A 15,854-nucleotide genomic window follows, 5' to 3' on the forward strand; every position below is an offset into this window, starting at 1 on the left:
GCGTCAGCTGGCGTTGCGATGCAGGCGCAGACGTTCGGCGGCGCTGCGCAACAACGGCTCGGTGCCGTCCCAACCCAGGCAACCATCCGTCACCGACACACCGTATTTCATGGCCGGGCTCAGCGGTTGGCAGCCTTCGAACAAATGGCTCTCAAGCATCATGCCGATCAGCGAGGTATCGCCCTGCAAGCGCTGCTCCAGCACGTCGTTGAATACGGCGGGTTGACGCAGCGGGTCTTTACCGCTGTTGGCATGGCTGCAGTCAACCATGATCCGCGCCGCCACCTTGGATTTGGCCAAGTCGTGCTTCACCTGCGCCACGCTTTGCGCATCGTAGTTCGGCCCACGATGACCGCCGCGCAGCACCAGGTGCGTGTCGGGGTTGCCGGGGGTCTGGATGATCGCCGGATGGCCCTGGCTGTCGACGCCGAAATGGCGGTGTGGGTGAGACGCCGAGCGCATTGCATCACAGGCAATCGCGACGCCGCCGTCGGTGCCGTTCTTGAAGCCCACGGGCATACCCAGGCCGCTGGCCATTTCGCGGTGGATCTGCGATTCAGTGGTACGTGCACCGATGGCGACCCAACTGAGCAGGTCATCGAAGTAGCCCGCAGCCATGGGTTGCAGCAGTTCGGTAGCGACCGGCAGGCCCAGGCGCAGCATTTCGCGCATCAGTTCGCGGGACAGGCTGAGGCCGGTGGCCATGTCATCGCTGCCGTCCAGGTGTGGGTCGTAGGCCAGGCCTTTCCAGCCGATGGTGGTGCGCGGTTTTTCGACGTAGGCGCGGATCACCAGCAGCATCTGGTCGCTGACGTCCCGGGCGAGCTTTTGCAGATTGCGTGCGTACTCCATGGCCGATTCCGGGTCGTGGATCGAACACGGGCCGACAATCACCAGCAAGCGTGAATCTTCGCCATTGAGAATGGCGCGCACGGCCTGGCGATGGGCGTGGATCTGTTCAACGAGGAACGGGCTGAGAGGCAGCTGGTGCTTTAAATCCAGGGAACTGGGCAGACGCTGAGTCAGGGCTTCATTGGCGCTGTTCAGGTTCGAAACGGGCAGAGCGGCGACGGAGGAGTTCATATTCAAGGCTTCCTGGGCAAGCGGCGGGTTGTTCCCGCGCGCTCTGCCCTACTGGGGTGTTCGACAATTGGCCGTATTGGGTGCGTGTGTTGGCTTGCCACCAATAGGTGACCGATCGGAGGCGGCAGGCTGTCCCGAACGGAGCTTGCTAAATCGCCAGGCAGTGCAGGTGTCGTAGTAATAGGTGGCGTAGTTCATGTGGTGATTTCCTTGAGTGTTCCGAAAATAAGTGGGGCCTGAAAAAACAAAACCCCCGATCGGGGAGCCGACCGGGGGTTTAGATTTCTCTGGTAGGCGACCCCTTGAGTAGTGGGCGCCGATTTCAGGTATCAGGCGCGCCAGTGGCTAAACCAATACCCAAAATAAAAGCTTACAGCTGCGCTCGAACCGCTCACACGGGTAGCCGATACCGAGCGCTGGGCGCTGGAAGCAGTGCAAACCTGAGTGTGGGTGAGTTGCAACATGGTGTGTCTCCGAAAGATGGAAGGAGCTTACTAGAGGCGCACGGGTGGATTCAATCAGTAATTTCTATTGCCTGAGAGGACTGACGGCTATGGGCCGAGATATGCTCACAGAACCTTGATGACTGCCTGGACGTAACCATGACTGCCTTGACCCTTGCTGCGGCTCAATCGATTTCCATCGCGGGTGATGTCGCGACCAATATCGAACGGCACCTGGTTTTCATGCAGGCGGCAGCCGAGCGTGGTGTGCAATGCCTGGTATTTCCGGAGTTGTCGTTGACCGGGTATGAGCCGTTCTTGGCCGCGGCATTGGCGATTGATCCACACGATCGGGTGCTGGCACCGCTGCGCGACAGCGCACGTGAACTGCGCTTGACGGTGGTGGTCGGGATGCCGATCCGGTTGGCGCCAGAGGCGGGCGTATCGATTGGTGCACTGGTGTTGGCGGCAGACGGTGCATTGGCGGTCTACACCAAGCAACATCTGCACCCAGGCGAAGAGGTGGCATTTGTCGCGGGGCAGGGTGGCCGGGCGCTTGAGTTCGGGAGCGAGCGGATTGCGTTGGCGGTTTGCGCTGACTTCTCCCACGCCAGCCATCCACGCCAGGCCGCACAAGCCGGCGCCAGTGTGTACGCCGCCGGCGTGCTGATCAGCGAAGGCGGCTATGCGACGGACAGTGCCTTGCTCCAGGGCTATGCTGTTGAACATGGCCTGCTGGTGTTAATGGCCAATCACGGTGGCCCGTCTGGCGGCTGGGCTTGCGCCGGTCGCAGTGCCATCTGGGACGCCGAGGGGCGCCTGGTGGCTGCCGCGCCGGGTGTTGGCGATGCACTCCTGGTTGCCCAACGCACCGACGGCGGCTGGAGTGGCTACGCAGTCGACCTTTGAGTTGAAGGAGCGCAACCTCATGGGGTTTCACCTGCGCGAAGCGACCTCTCAGGACCGCTTGTTTGCCCGGACCCTGACCTACGAGGCGATGAACCACTATTACCTGCAGTATGGTTTGTCATGGTCGGATAATGGCTTTGATACCGCCTGGGCCTGTCGGGAAAACTGGCTGGTTTGCCGCGACGGGCATGTCATGGGTTTTATCAGCGTGAGTTGTGACAGCGCGGCGTTGTACATCCGCGAGTTGCATATGCTCGATGGTGCGCGCGGGCAAGGTGCTGGCAGTTGGGTGTTGGCGCAGATGGCGCTGAAGGCTCGCGAGCAGGGTCTGCTGCGCCTGACCGTGTTCAAGACAAACCCGGCCAGGCGGCTTTATCAGCGCATGGGTTTGAGTATCGTCGGTGACGAAGGCTGCTTCTGGCGGATGGAAAGGGTCTGTCGCTCGCCTTCCTGACCTGCTCAGATGGGTTGAACAGGAAAAAACAGGCCGCACCCCCGTAAATCCTGACCGTTCTCCCAGCAAACTGCGCTAATCGCGTCGCGCTGTGTGGCCGCTATGTATCCAAACTCTATATATATGACGCTTGCAGCTAGGTCTGCGCCTTGGTTTTTTGCTAAGGTGTTCAGCAACCTATAAGACCATATCGCGAGGTGTCTGCTTGATTAGGGTGCTAGTAGTCGATGACCATGATCTCGTTCGTACAGGCATTACACGAATGCTGGCTGACATCGATGGCCTGCAAGTAGTCGGCCAGGCCGAATCGGGGGAGGAATCCCTGATCAAGGCCCGGGAGTTGAAACCCGATGTGGTTTTGATGGACGTCAAGATGCCCGGGATCGGCGGTCTTGGTGCCACTACCAAATTGTTGCGCAGCCATCCGGACATCAAAGTCGTGGTGGTGACCGTGTGCGAGGAAGACCCGTTTCCAACACGCCTGCTTCAAGCAGGCGCGGCGGGCTACCTGACCAAGGGCGCGGGCCTGGCGGAGATGGTGCAAGCCATTCGCCTGGTGTTTGCCGGCCAGCGGTATATCAGCCCGCAGATTGCCCAGCAGTTGGCGATCAAATCGTTTCAGCCCACCAGTGACTCGCCGTTTGATGCACTTTCGGAACGGGAAATACAGATCGCCTTGATGATCGTGGGTTGCCAGAAGGTGCAGACCATCTCCGATAAGCTGTGCCTGTCGCCAAAAACCGTCAACACCTACCGCTATCGTATCTTCGAGAAGCTTGCCATCAGCAGTGATGTTGAATTGACCTTGCTCGCGGTGCGCCACGGCATGGTGGACGCCAGCGCCTGACATGACCACACCGTTTGATCCGAGCGCCTTTCTCTCCACCTGCAGTGGCCGCCCCGGCGTGTACCGCATGTTCGACAGCGAGGCGCGGCTGCTGTATGTCGGTAAAGCCAAGAACCTGAAGAACCGCCTGGCGAGCTACTTTCGCAAGACCGGTCTCGCGACGAAAACCGCTGCGCTGGTGGCGCGTATCGCCCAGGTCGAAACCACCATTACCGCCAACGAGACTGAAGCGCTGCTGCTTGAGCAGACGCTGATCAAGGAATGGCGTCCGCCCTATAACATTCTGCTGCGTGACGACAAATCCTACCCCTATGTGTTTTTATCTGATGGCGCCTTCCCACGTCTGAGCATTCACCGGGGCGCGAAGAAGCAGAAGGGCAAGTATTTCGGCCCGTACCCGAGTGCCGGTGCGATTCGTGAAAGCCTGAGCTTGCTGCAAAAGACCTTTTTTGTGCGTCAGTGCGAAGACAGTTTCTACAAGAACCGCACGCGGCCGTGCCTGCAATACCAGATCAAGCGCTGCAAGGCGCCCTGCGTGGGCCTGGTGGAACCGGCGGAGTATGCCGAGGATGTTCGCCATTCCGTCATGTTCCTTGAGGGGCGCAGTAATGCACTCACCGATGAACTCTCGGTTTCCATGGAGCAAGCCGCCAATACCCTGGATTTCGAACGCGCCGCTGAGCTGCGTGACCAGATCTCCCTGCTGCGTCGCGTCCAGGACCAGCAAAGCATGGAAGGTGGCAGCGGTGACGTCGATGTGATCGCCGCTTTCGTCAACCCGGGCGGTGCTTGTGTGCACCTGATCAGCGTGCGGGGCGGGCGGGTGCTGGGCAGCAAGAATTTCTTCCCGCAGACCGGCATCGACGAAGACGTCGCCGAAGTCATGGCCGCGTTCCTGGGCCAGTACTATGTCAGCAGTCCGGAGCGCGACTTGCCGTCGGAGCTGATCGTCAACGTGGTGCATGAAGACTTTCCCACGCTGATCGAGGCCATCCACGAGCTGCGTGGTCGTGAGCTGGATATCAGCCATCGGGTACGCGGCACCCGGGCGCGCTGGCAGCAATTGGCCGTGACCAATGCCGAGCAGGCCCTGGGCGCACGCCTGGCGAATCGACAGCATGTTGCCGCACGCTTTGACGCCCTGGCAGAGGTCCTGCACCTGGACGAGCCACCGCAGCGCCTGGAGTGCTACGACATCAGCCACTCCAGCGGCGAGGCCACCGTGGCCTCCTGTGTGGTGTTCGGGCCGGAAGGGCCGATCAAATCTGATTACCGGCGCTACAACATCGAAGGCGTTACCGCCGGCGATGACTACGCCGCCATGCATCAGGCCCTCACACGACGCTTCAGCAAGTTGAAGGACGGCGAGGGCAAACTGCCTGACATCCTGCTGGTGGATGGCGGCAAGGGCCAGTTGTCCATGGCGCGTGACGTGCTCAACGAACTGGCGGTGCCCGATCTGATCCTGCTCGGTGTGGCCAAGGGCACCACGCGAAAGGCCGGTTTCGAAACGTTGTACTTGAATGATGCCGCCCATGAGTTCACTTTGAAGGGCGACTCACCTGCATTGCACCTGATTCAACAGATTCGCGACGAAGCCCACCGTTTTGCCATTACCGGTCACCGCGCCCGGCGTGGCAAAACCCGGCGCACCTCAACCCTGGAAGGGGTGGCGGGGGTTGGCCCGACACGGCGTCGCGACCTGCTTAAACATTTTGGTGGCTTGCAGGAGCTGTCCCGTGCCAGCATTGACGAAATAGCCAAAGCACCCGGTATCAGTAAAAAGCTCGCTGAGTTGATTTATGCAAATCTGCACAGCGAATAGAATGCCTTCTCACCTCGTAGCCAGTTGTGCCGATGAATATCCCTAATCTGATCACCGTTCTACGCGTCCTGCTTATTCCGATTTTTATTTTGCTGTTCTATTTACCTTACGAATGGAGCTATGCCGCCTCCAGTTCGGTATTTGCGTTTGCCGCCGCCACTGACTGGCTCGACGGCTACCTGGCCCGCCGCCTGGAACAGAGCACGCCGTTCGGCGCGTTCCTCGACCCGGTGGCAGACAAGCTCATGGTCGCGGTGGCCCTGGTCCTGCTGGTGCAGGAGCACGGTAACCTGTGGCTGACCTTGCCGGCCGCGGTGATCATCGGTCGCGAGATCGTCGTTTCGGCCCTGCGCGAATGGATGGCCGAAATCGGCGCCCGCGCCCATGTTGCCGTATCGAACCTGGGTAAATGGAAAACCGCCGCGCAAATGCTCGCCCTGGTGATCCTGCTGGCCAACCCTTCGGACTTTTCGTTCTGGGTATTCATTGGCTACGCCTTGCTGCTGATTGCGGCCGGCCTGACCCTGTGGTCCATGCTCCAATACCTGCGCGCTGCCTGGCCTCATCTGCGCACTACCGTTGAAAAGAAATAAACTTTTTTGAATCAAGAGGTTGACGGGTTCTGATAAATCTATAGAATGCGCAACACCAAGCGGGAATAGCTCAGTTGGTAGAGCACGACCTTGCCAAGGTCGGGGTCGCGAGTTCGAGTCTCGTTTCCCGCTCCAAACACAAAGAAAAGCCACTCAATCGAGTGGCTTTTTTTTGCTCGTCAGATTCCAGGCAGGCCCTGGCGGGAACTCGCCGATCACCGAAAAAAACCACATACGCGCAGCCTTTCGAATCTGGTTCAAGCTTCAAAACGGAATCTGGGTCGTCGACAGGACCTGGCGCAGCCCCATGAATGACCGAATCTGGCGAACGCCGGGCAGGTAAAGCAATTGCTCGGCGTGGAGCCGGTTGAAACTGTTGCTGTCCTTGGTCCGTATCAACATGAAGTAGTCGAACTCTCCCGTCACCACATGGCATTCCATGCAGCCGGAGACTTTTTGTGCGGCCGCCTCGAAGGCGGCGAAAGATTCCGGTGTGGAGCGGTCCAGCACGACACCGATCAAGACCACCATCCCCGCGTCCAGCGCGTCATTGTCCAGCAGTGCGACGATGCCTTTGATCAGGCCGACCTGCTTGAGCCGCTCGACACGCCTGAGGCAGGCCGGGGCACTCAATTTCACCTTCTCCGCAAGCGCCACATTGGAGATGGAGGCATCTCGTTGCAGGGCCTTGAGAATCGCGCGGTCGGTTCGATCCAGTGGCTGCGGCTCTGGGGCTGTAGCGCCCGGCTTGTGGCGATTATTTGTTGCTTTCATATCGTTTTTTACACATTAAAAGTGTGTGTGATGTGAATTGTTGGAAATTATGTTTTTCCAAATGGCAAAAACTTGCAACACATATTTTCTGAATTCTTCTTAGTATTTAACTCATCGAAGCCCCCTGAAAGAGCCCGGAATGTGGCCTCTTTCTCTCGTCTGGCGCTTGGATATCCACTATCAAGGAGCACAGTCATGAACCTGAATCGTTTTAAACGTTATCCGTTGACCTTCGGTCCTTCTCCCATCACGCCCTTGAAGCGCCTGAGTGAACACCTGGGGGGCAAGGTCGAGCTGTATGCCAAACGTGAAGACTGCAATAGCGGCCTGGCCTTTGGCGGGAACAAGACACGCAAGCTCGAATACCTCATTCCCGAGGCGATCGAGCAAGGTTGCGATACGCTGGTGTCCATCGGTGGCATTCAGTCGAACCAGACCCGCCAGGTCGCTGCGGTCGCAGCCCACTTGGGCATGAAGTGCGTACTGGTGCAGGAAAACTGGGTGAACTATTCCGACGCAGTGTATGACCGCGTAGGCAACATCGAGATGTCGCGCATCATGGGCGCTGACGTGCGGCTTGACGCTGCAGGCTTCGATATTGGCATTCGGCCAAGTTGGGAAAAGGCCATGAGTGATGTCGTGGAGCAGGGTGGCAAACCCTTTCCGATTCCGGCGGGTTGTTCCGAGCACCCCTACGGCGGCCTGGGTTTCGTCGGTTTTGCCGAAGAAGTGCGGCAGCAGGAAAAAGAACTGGGCTTCCAGTTTGACTACATCGTGGTCTGCTCGGTGACCGGCAGTACGCAGGCGGGCATGGTTGTCGGTTTCGCTGCCGACGGTCGTTCCAGGAAGGTGATTGGTATTGATGCTTCGGCCAAGCCGGAACAGACCAAGGCACAGATCCTGCGTATCGCTCGACACACCGCTGAGCTGGTGGAGCTGGGTCAAGAGATTACCGAGGCGGATGTGGTGCTCGATACGCGTTTTGCCTACCCCGAATATGGCTTGCCCAACGAAGGCACATTGGAGGCCATCCGCCTGTGCGGCCGCCTTGAAGGGGTGCTGACAGACCCGGTGTACGAAGGTAAATCGATGCACGGCATGATTGAAATGGTGCGTCGCGGTGAATTCCCCGAAGGCTCGAAAGTGCTTTACGCACACCTGGGCGGGGTGCCGGCGCTGAACGCCTACAGCTTCCTGTTCCGTAACGGTTAAACGTAACGCTGCCTGGAGTCACGCTCGCGTCCAGAATCCTGCCGGGAGTACCACCATGCATGCGATATCACAGTCTGCAATCTGGGTGAAAGAACCCCTGGCGGATACCGGGGTGGTCATCGTGACCAGCGCCGCTTTGCCCAAATACCTGATTGACGCGTTGCACATGGCGATTGACGACTGGGATCAGGTCGCCTACCTGGCGGTCCGGCAATCGAGGGCATTTATGCTCGACTGGCTGCAGTCGGGCTCCAACCCGACAGCCTCGGCGCCGGCAACCCCCTGTCAGGCCAGCCAACTGCTGCGCGGTGTATCCAAGGGCTGCTTTTTACTGGATGTCGAAGTCAGCCCGATACCCCGTCTCACCTGGCTGGGATCAGTCTGCGGTCACCCGCTGCGCGTCCTCAAACTGGAAGACGCAGCATCCCCAGCAGCGCTTGATAGGCAGGTAGAAGAGGTTTTGTCGGTGACGCGCACGCTGGTGAAAAGCGTGTTGCAAGAACGTTGTTTCAGCTAACAACCGTCAGGTTTCTCCTATGAGGTGCGCGCCGCGCAGCGGGCATGCACAAACGTTCTAGCCGCTGACGTCATTGCTGCGAATAATACCGGCTAATCCCGCCCCCAATGAAAACGGTATTGGAGCCGCTAATGTTCGACACCAAAGTCGCGATCATCGTGCGCAACGACTTGAAAATCTGGCAGCGTTTGAACGTCGTCGCATTTCTTGCAACCGGTATCGCGTCGGCGGCTCCCGAAGCCATGGGCGACGCCTATGCCGATGCGAGTGGCCACCTTTATGCAAAGATGCTGGGACAGCCGATGCTGATATTCGAAGCCGATTTGGCGGGCCTCCAGACTGCCCATCGCGTAGCTCTGGCACGCGATATCACGATAGTGCCCTACGTCTTTGCGATGTTTTCAACCGGCCACGATCAGGCGAACCGTGAGGCATTTCTGGCAGAAGACCCCCAGCATCTGAACCTGGTTGGGATCGGTATTCGAGGGCCCAAAAAAGCCGTGGAAAAAGCCACGAAGGGTTTATTGCTTCACACGTGATAATCAGCCCAGGCACATAAACAAAAATGCCCGTATCGAAAGGTACGGGCATTTTGTTTATGCGGCCGGCAATGCGTCCTCTTGGTTATCGTCTGCGGCGGATCACGCCCGCCGTTGAATCGCCACCCTGGACCAAAGGGTAAAGGCAACATTCGGGGCCCAACCGCTATTGGAGGTGTGCTCCTGAATACACGCGTAGCGATTGCCTTCATACGTCACCCCATCGTCCTTGCGATAGTGATGATTCAGTTGCCACTCCGGGTATTGCGGGTCAGTCATTCCACCTGCGGTCTTGACGTTCAGGCTGACACCCGGCAACGACTGATTGCCTTGGCTATCGGTGGCGGTGACGAAATAGCTGTACTGGGTATCCGCTGTCAGGCCATTGTCCGTAAAGGTCAACGCGGCGGTCTGGCCTACCGGGCTGCCATTGCGATACAAGGTATAAAACTCGATCGGGCGCACACCGCTGGCAGCGCTCCAGTTCAAGGTCACGCTGACTTCCGTCCGGGCTGGGGAAGACAAGCTCCCCGGCGCCGAAGGCCGCTCATTGCCGCTGTCGCCGTGGATCAGTGATGCGTAACGGTTGCGGAACTCCCAGTTGTAGTGGGTTCCCTGCTTGTTGAGGCCGTCATCCCAGTTCACCGACCAGGTCATCAGCCCCTTGACCGACAACCCTGCCGCATCCAGACGCTTGAAGGCATTGCTCACCGCCGCCGGGTCAATCACGTACCCGGTCGCCGCCGCGTCGATATTGCTAGGCAAGCCGATCACGAATTTGTCGGCGGCAATCTTGATGTATTCACGAGTGCCTGTAAGCAGGCTTTCAGTCAGATAAAACAGGAAGTCTTCTTTCAGCGCATCATTGTTCTGGGCAATCCACTCACCTTTTCCGCCGTTGGCTTCCTGGACCCACACACCGTCGCCCCCTTGGTTGTAGTACTGCGGCGCGATGAAATCGTAGTAACCCTCCAGTGCCTGGATGTAGGCGACGTACGCCCCGGTCGTGACGAGATAGGGGAACTCCGGTGCCATGCTGATAATGAAGTGTTTGCCTTCGCCCGCGTAGTGATCCTTCACCAGTTTCAGTGCAGCCGGCAAAACGGTCTTGTTGTTGGCGGTGTGAATGGCTTTCTGCTCAAGGTCGATGTCCAGCCCATCGAAACCATAAGTTTCCACCAGGCGGATGATTTCCCTGGCCAGCGGTCTCTCGTCACCATCATGCAACTCGATATGCGCATCGGCACCGCCAAGGGAGATCAATACGGCGCGGCCCTGACTGTTGAGCACCCCGACCTGGCGACGAAACTCTTCGTCCGACAGGTTGTAAGGCTTGAACGTGGGAATACCGTTGCCTTTCATGAAGGCCACAGCCACCACGTTGTATTCCTTGGGGATGTCCACCAGATTGAGGTTGGCGAACTGCCCCTGCTGGTAACCGTCACTGGAACCCGCCGGCCAGTTGTGCCAGAACCCCATGAGGATTTTCTTGCCGGCGATTGACGGCATCAACGACGCTGCATCGTTCGCCAGTTTCTTTACTGAGGAAAAATCAATCTTGCTCATATTCCAATCCTTTAGAATTTGAATGAATCAACAACTGTCCGGTTGTGATTTGAAGTCAGCTCAAGCTTGGGCTGATGCAGAGCGCCGACGTGCTCACTCGCGTGACGCCTTCGGCGGCGCGTCCGCCAACTTGAGGTTGGCGGCGATGTAAAACCCTACGACCGTGCGTTTTTTCTCTTGATATTCACAGGGCACCAGCGTGGTGTTGGGCAGGTGCGTGCTGTCCTGCGCTGGTTTGACCAGCATTCTCTTGCCCCCCGAGCGCAGGCGTACATATTGCCCGGGCTCGAAGGTGCTCATGGGCGCGTCTCGGCAACGGCCAGGCGGGTCGGTTCTCCCCAGGCGCCGCCCAGGGCGGTGTACAGGTTGACCTCGGCGACCAGTTGCGCCAACCGGTCGGTGATCAGCGTCTGTTGCGAGGAAAACAGCGAGCGCTGTGCATCGAGAAAGACCAGGTTGCTGTCCACGCCGATTTTATAGCGACGTTGCGCGAGGTCGTAATAGGTCTGGTTCGCCCGCACCAGGTCGCGTTGTGCGCTCAGTTGATCGTCATAGGTCTGGCGAGCCGCCAAGCCATCGGAGACTTCCTGGAACGCCGTCTGAATGGTTTTTTCATACTGCGCGATACCAATGTCTTTCTGCAGCTTGGAATAGTCGAGGCTTGCGCGCAGGCTGCCGGCATTGAAGATCGGCAGGTTGATCTGGGGCTGGAACGTCCAACTGCCCGAGCCACCCTTGAACAGGCTGGACAGTTGGGAGCTGGAGGCGCCCGCATTCGCCGTCAGGCTGACGCTGGGGAAGAAAGCGGCACGGGCCGCGCCGATATTGGCGTTGGCGGACTTGAGCTGGTATTCGGCCTGCAGGATATCGGGCCGGCGCTGCAGCAGGTCCGACGGCAGGCCGGAAGGCACCTGGGCGATCAAGTCACTGGCCAGCGGCCGAGCCGGCAAGGATGGCGGCAGTGCGCCGCCGATCAACAGCGTCAGGCTGTTGCGGTCCTGCGCCACTTGACGCTCATAGCGAGCCAGGTTGGCGCGGGCGTTCTCGACACTGGTTTGCGCCTGTGCGGCGTCCAGTGACGACGCGGTCCCCACCGCCAGGCTGCGGGTGGTCAGGCGCAGGCTTTCCTCGTAGGAGGCCAGGGTCTGGCGGGTCAGCACCAGTAACTCCTGGTCGGCGCGCCAAGTCAGGTAGGCGTTGGCGACGCTGGCGACCAGGCTCAGTTCCGCACTGCGGCGCGCTTGCTCGGTGGCCAGGTAAGCCTGCATCGCCTGCTCGCTGAGGCTGCGTACGCGGCCGAAGAAATCCAGTTCGTACGCACTCATCCCCAGCGTCGCCGAATAGGTGGAGGTGATTGCCGCTTTGCCGGTGCGGGTAATGCTCGCCGGGACACGCTGGCGGGTACCGCCGACGCCCGCGGAAATCGCCGGGAACAGGTCGGCGCTCTGTATCTGGTACTGCGCGCGGTAGGCTTCGACATTCAGGGCGGCCACACGCAGGTCGCGGTTCTGGGTCAGGGCGGTCTGAATCAGTTGCTGCAGGGCCGGGTCGCGAAACAGTGTGCGCCATCCCTGGCTGGCCGCTTCTTCGCTGACCGTCCCAGCGGCAGCGGCATACGCCGGGCCTTGGGGGTACTGTGGCGCCACGGGCGCGGCCGGTTGCTGGTAATCGGGGATGAGCGAGCAGCCGCTCAGTGCCACTGCAACCGTTACCAGAGAAAAAGCAAACTTGTTCATGAGCCAGCCTCATTTGAAAAGGGGCACGGGGGGCTGCGCAGCCGCCCGTTGCTTGAGTTGCGCTAGGCGCCGACCATCCATCGGGTCAATCCATGTCGGCCGCTGACCCCAAGCTTTGCGGTTGCACGCTTGAGGTAGGTTTCGATAGAGCTATTTTTCAGCTGCAGCGTTTCTGCTATTTCCGGCACCGTCTTGCCGTTGAGCAAACCCAGGCAAACTTCCTGTTCGCGGGTCGATAGGGTGATGTCGCACAACGCCAGGCGCTTTTGAAATTCGCGATGAATGTGCGTCGGTTCCTGATGGGTGACCAGGGTCGCCATCCAGCTGCCCATTTTTCGCAGTGAGCTCTGGCGGCTGAACTGGGCATAATTTTCAATCAGCGGCAGCAGGGCTTCGGAGAGGTTCTTGAGCAGCGACAATTCGCTCAAGGAAAAATCCTTGTGCGTGGGCGACCGATACAAGGTCACCACGCAGCGCCGGTTGCCGTCGCGTGACGCCAGCGTGCACTGGTGCGCCGCACGGCGCGTGCCCTTGCCGGCTGCACCTTTGGCGCGCGTGTTCATACGGATCAACAGCGAGCCCTCCATCTCCAGCACCTCCTTGAGCAATTGAGGGTTATGGGCAGGAAGGCTTGCGTCGGGCGCAGGGACGTCGGCGGGGTCGCCGGCATTGCCCAAGGGCTTGATGTCGGTCAGTTGAGCGTTTGACTTATCGAGTGTCCATTCGCTGAGCGTCAACGCCGTGACCGGCAAGAGTTTGTCGATCAGCTTGAGCATGTTGAGTGCGAAGTGATCCTGGTCAGTACTGGAGATCAACTCGCCGAGTATGAAATAGAAGTGTGGGCTGTCCGCATTTCGAATACTGCTGGTCAGATCCATAGTCCAATCATCCTTGATGGCGCCGTTTTTATAAGTTGTTGGTGAGCGAGCAGTGCAGCCATCGTTCACTCCTGAAGGGTTCAACTCGGGTCCGTATTAGGCCCACTCATTGCGCGACGGTCTGTAATAGAAAGCGGGGACATTCAGGTCTCAGCCGCTTGCCCCTCATGGATTTGCCTCACTCAACGCTTTGTACAGGCTTTCGGGGACAGCCGAATTCCGGGCAATCCGTACACTTGCGGCTCCGGCACCCTGGCCAGTCGCAGCGGTTTGCCTGACGGGCCACGCCCGGTCTTGAGTGTATTTGAGGAGTTAATCCATGAATAAAGAGCATGAGAAGCCGCCCAAGCCGGGCTCGGTCTTGCGCCTGCTTTGGCAAAATCATCCCTGGCTGGCCTTCTTTTCAGTGGTCACCGGCATCATCAGTGGCGTGGCGGCGATTGCGGTGGTGAACGTGATCAACCAGGCGATCTACGAGCAGGGATCGCGGTTGCACTTGCTGTACTGGTTTGTCGGTTTGAGTGTGGTGGCGCTGGCGTTTCGCAACGGCGCGACCTTGTTTCCCGCGTACGCCAACATGAAATTGATGACGCGCCTGCGCATAGCGTTGTGCCAGAAAATCCTTTCTTCGCCCCTCGAAGAAGTGGATCGGCGCGGCCCGCCCAATGTGCTGACGCTGCTGACCACTGATATTCCGCAGCTCAATGCGACGCTGCTGGTGATGCCCGTGGTCCTGGTGGAATGCACGGTGTTCATGTGCGGCCTGGCTTACCTGGCTTACCTGTCGTGGACGGTGTTTGCGTTAACCCTGGCGTTGTTGGCAGTGGGTGCGATTCTGTACGTCTTCCTGTTTCTCGGCGGCGTAAAGTTCACCGGCCGCGTGCGTGATGAGTTCACCGCTTTCAACGAACACACGCACGGGCTGGTCTTCGGCCTCAAGGAGTTGAAGCTCAACGGCATTCGCCGCCGCTGGTTTGGCCGCTCTGCCATCAAGGAATCGTCCACGCGGGTGGCGCGCTTCAATTTCATCGAGCATATGTGGTACCTCGGTGCGGAAAACATGGGGCTGGTCACCCAGTCACTGCTGATCGGCAGCCTGGTGTTCGCGTTGCCGTTGCTGATGGTGGCTGACAGTCAAGTGATGACCGGCAGCGTGTTGACGGTGATGTATATCCTGGGACCGCTGGGGTTGCTGATCGGTGCAATGCCGGTCGTGGCGCAAGGGCGGATTGCGGTCAGCCGTCTCGCCGAATTTGGTTTCCTGATCAACGAACACCACGCCGAACAGGACGAGCCGGATAACACCAATGTCCTGCGTCTGGAGCACAAGAAGCACTGGCGCCAGATCACGCTCAAGGGGGTGGTGATGAACTATCGTGGCGCCGACGCGGAGAACGGTTTCGCGCTGGGGCCGGTCGACCTGACCATCAACAGCGGTGAGTTGATCTACATCATCGGCGGCAACGGTTGCGGCAAAAGTACCCTGGTCAAGGCGCTATGCGGGTTGTACGTGCCCCAGGCCGGGCAGATATTGCTCGACGGCGTCGCCGTTAACGATGAAACCCGCAGTGACTACCGTGACCTGTTTTCCGCGGTATTCAGCGACTTCCATCTGTTCAACCGCCTGATCGGTCCTGAAGGCGAGGAGGTCAATCCGGCCCAGGCGCAGAAGTACCTGGCCGCACTGGGCCTGGCCGAAAAAATCAAGATCGAAGGGCTGGGGTATTCCACCACCAAAGAGCTGTCCTACGGCCAGCAAAAACGCCTGGCCCTGGTGTGTGCCTACCTGGAAGATCGCCCGGTGTATGTCCTCGATGAGTGGGCGGCGGACCAGGATCCTCCGTTCAAGCGCTTCTTCTATGAAGAGTTGCTGCCGGAGCTCAAGCGTCGCGGAAAGACCGTGCTGATCATTACGCATGATGATCAATACTTCCAATTGGCTGACCGCATCGTCAAGTTGGTCGACGGCCATATCGTCTCCGATGTAAGCCTTGTCGCCGAGGACCGTCGCGCCTGATCCAGACGATGCCGACGCCTTTCCCCCAAGCACGACACCTATAGGTTTAAAAACTGCAGGTGTCGTGCTTTTTTGTGGTTAAAAATTCTTAAATATCAAAAAGATAATTGAGAAATTACGAAATATTTCCGTGTCCCGTGATTGTCCGGGATTCGGGTGACATACAGCCCAAAACGCCGATGATTAAATTTGCCAATGCGCTTATCAGGTCACGCTGTGGGCGGCTTTTTTATCCGGCGTACGAGGCCGTATAGGCAGATTGAGTTGCCCATTGGTCTGACGTTTTTAACGATTTTTGCCTCAATTTCCCTCGCTGCTGCGCTGTGACCCAGGTGGCACTGACAAAACTCTGAGAAGGCTTTTATGAAACGTTTTTCTGCAGTGGCCATGGGCGACCTTGTCGCGAAAAAAGTCCTATCAAGCAACCTTGCCGTGGCAGGGTTTACCGCGCAGGTGATCGC

The 15,854-nt window shown here is 58.7% G+C and carries 15 protein-coding genes and 1 tRNA gene; 10 read left to right on the forward strand and 6 right to left on the reverse strand.

What is annotated here, in order from left to right; all coding sequences use genetic code 11:
• Positions 1-3: 3 nt before the first annotated feature.
• The gene (locus DK870_RS26405; protein ID WP_161550155.1) at positions 4-1,083 is read right to left on the reverse strand and encodes a 3-deoxy-7-phosphoheptulonate synthase; all 1,080 of its coding nucleotides are present in this window, start codon (positions 1,081-1,083) and stop codon (positions 4-6) included.
• A 602-nt stretch (positions 1,084-1,685) separates the two neighbouring features.
• Here DK870_RS26405 and DK870_RS26410 point away from each other — a divergent pair.
• From DK870_RS26410 to DK870_RS26435, 6 genes are all read left to right on the forward strand, one after another.
• A complete protein-coding gene (locus DK870_RS26410; protein WP_161550156.1) occupies positions 1,686-2,435 on the forward strand; it encodes a carbon-nitrogen hydrolase family protein in 750 nt (249 codons plus the stop codon).
• A 19-nt stretch (positions 2,436-2,454) separates the two neighbouring features.
• Positions 2,455-2,889 carry a GNAT family N-acetyltransferase gene (locus tag DK870_RS26415; protein ID WP_060756422.1) on the forward strand — a complete coding sequence of 145 codons (435 nt, stop codon included), beginning with the start codon at positions 2,455-2,457 and terminating at the stop codon, positions 2,887-2,889.
• A 205-nt stretch (positions 2,890-3,094) separates the two neighbouring features.
• A complete protein-coding gene (gene uvrY, locus DK870_RS26420) occupies positions 3,095-3,736 on the forward strand; it encodes a UvrY/SirA/GacA family response regulator transcription factor (protein ID WP_003190387.1) in 642 nt (213 codons plus the stop codon).
• 1 nt (position 3,737) lies between these two features.
• Positions 3,738-5,561, forward strand: coding sequence for an excinuclease ABC subunit UvrC (uvrC, locus tag DK870_RS26425; protein ID WP_161550157.1), 1,824 nt, complete (start codon positions 3,738-3,740; stop codon positions 5,559-5,561).
• Between the two features lie 32 nt (positions 5,562-5,593).
• Positions 5,594-6,154: a CDP-diacylglycerol--glycerol-3-phosphate 3-phosphatidyltransferase gene (gene pgsA / locus DK870_RS26430; protein WP_060756420.1), complete on the forward strand. Its 561-nt coding sequence runs from the start codon at positions 5,594-5,596 to the stop codon at positions 6,152-6,154.
• Between the two features lie 59 nt (positions 6,155-6,213).
• Positions 6,214-6,289: transfer RNA gene (locus DK870_RS26435), tRNA-Gly, on the forward strand.
• Between the two features lie 129 nt (positions 6,290-6,418).
• Here DK870_RS26435 and DK870_RS26440 read toward each other — a convergent pair.
• Positions 6,419-6,928: an Lrp/AsnC family transcriptional regulator gene (locus DK870_RS26440; RefSeq protein WP_104993273.1), complete on the reverse strand. Its 510-nt coding sequence runs from the start codon at positions 6,926-6,928 to the stop codon at positions 6,419-6,421.
• A 195-nt stretch (positions 6,929-7,123) separates the two neighbouring features.
• Between DK870_RS26440 and DK870_RS26445 the strand changes: the two genes are divergently transcribed.
• The 3 genes from DK870_RS26445 to DK870_RS26455 all read left to right on the forward strand — a co-directional run bounded on the left by DK870_RS26445 (position 7,124) and on the right by DK870_RS26455 (position 9,196).
• Positions 7,124-8,140: a 1-aminocyclopropane-1-carboxylate deaminase gene (locus DK870_RS26445; protein ID WP_090372028.1), complete on the forward strand. Its 1,017-nt coding sequence runs from the start codon at positions 7,124-7,126 to the stop codon at positions 8,138-8,140.
• A 55-nt stretch (positions 8,141-8,195) separates the two neighbouring features.
• On the forward strand, positions 8,196-8,657 hold the full coding sequence (locus DK870_RS26450) for a transketolase (RefSeq protein ID WP_104993274.1): 462 nt from the start codon (positions 8,196-8,198) through the stop codon (positions 8,655-8,657).
• A gap of 131 nt (positions 8,658-8,788) precedes the next feature.
• Positions 8,789-9,196 carry a DUF2000 domain-containing protein gene (locus tag DK870_RS26455; RefSeq protein WP_161550158.1) on the forward strand — a complete coding sequence of 136 codons (408 nt, stop codon included), beginning with the start codon at positions 8,789-8,791 and terminating at the stop codon, positions 9,194-9,196.
• A gap of 102 nt (positions 9,197-9,298) precedes the next feature.
• Here the strand turns inward: DK870_RS26455 and DK870_RS26460 are convergent, their stop codons facing one another.
• The 4 genes from DK870_RS26460 to DK870_RS26475 form a co-directional block, all read right to left on the reverse strand.
• Positions 9,299-10,762, reverse strand: a complete 1,464-nt coding sequence (locus tag DK870_RS26460) for a carbohydrate-binding protein (protein ID WP_161550159.1) — start codon at positions 10,760-10,762, stop codon at positions 9,299-9,301.
• A 93-nt stretch (positions 10,763-10,855) separates the two neighbouring features.
• A complete protein-coding gene (locus DK870_RS26465) occupies positions 10,856-11,062 on the reverse strand; it encodes a hypothetical protein (protein ID WP_060756414.1) in 207 nt (68 codons plus the stop codon).
• On the reverse strand, positions 11,059-12,498 hold the full coding sequence (locus tag DK870_RS26470) for an efflux transporter outer membrane subunit (protein WP_161550160.1): 1,440 nt from the start codon (positions 12,496-12,498) through the stop codon (positions 11,059-11,061). The genes DK870_RS26465 and DK870_RS26470 overlap by 4 nt, the downstream gene beginning before the upstream one ends.
• 62 nt (positions 12,499-12,560) lie before the next feature.
• A complete protein-coding gene (locus DK870_RS26475) occupies positions 12,561-13,376 on the reverse strand; it encodes a helix-turn-helix transcriptional regulator (RefSeq protein WP_161550161.1) in 816 nt (271 codons plus the stop codon).
• Between the two features lie 319 nt (positions 13,377-13,695).
• On the opposite strand from DK870_RS26475, the gene DK870_RS26480 reads away from it, so the two are divergent.
• Positions 13,696-15,393, forward strand: a complete 1,698-nt coding sequence (locus DK870_RS26480) for a cyclic peptide export ABC transporter (protein WP_090372016.1) — start codon at positions 13,696-13,698, stop codon at positions 15,391-15,393.
• Positions 15,394-15,854: the final 461 nt, after the last annotated feature.

It is taken from the genome of Pseudomonas sp. Q1 (assembly GCF_009935975.1).
Classification (GTDB): domain Bacteria; phylum Pseudomonadota; class Gammaproteobacteria; order Pseudomonadales; family Pseudomonadaceae; genus Aquipseudomonas; species Aquipseudomonas palleroniana.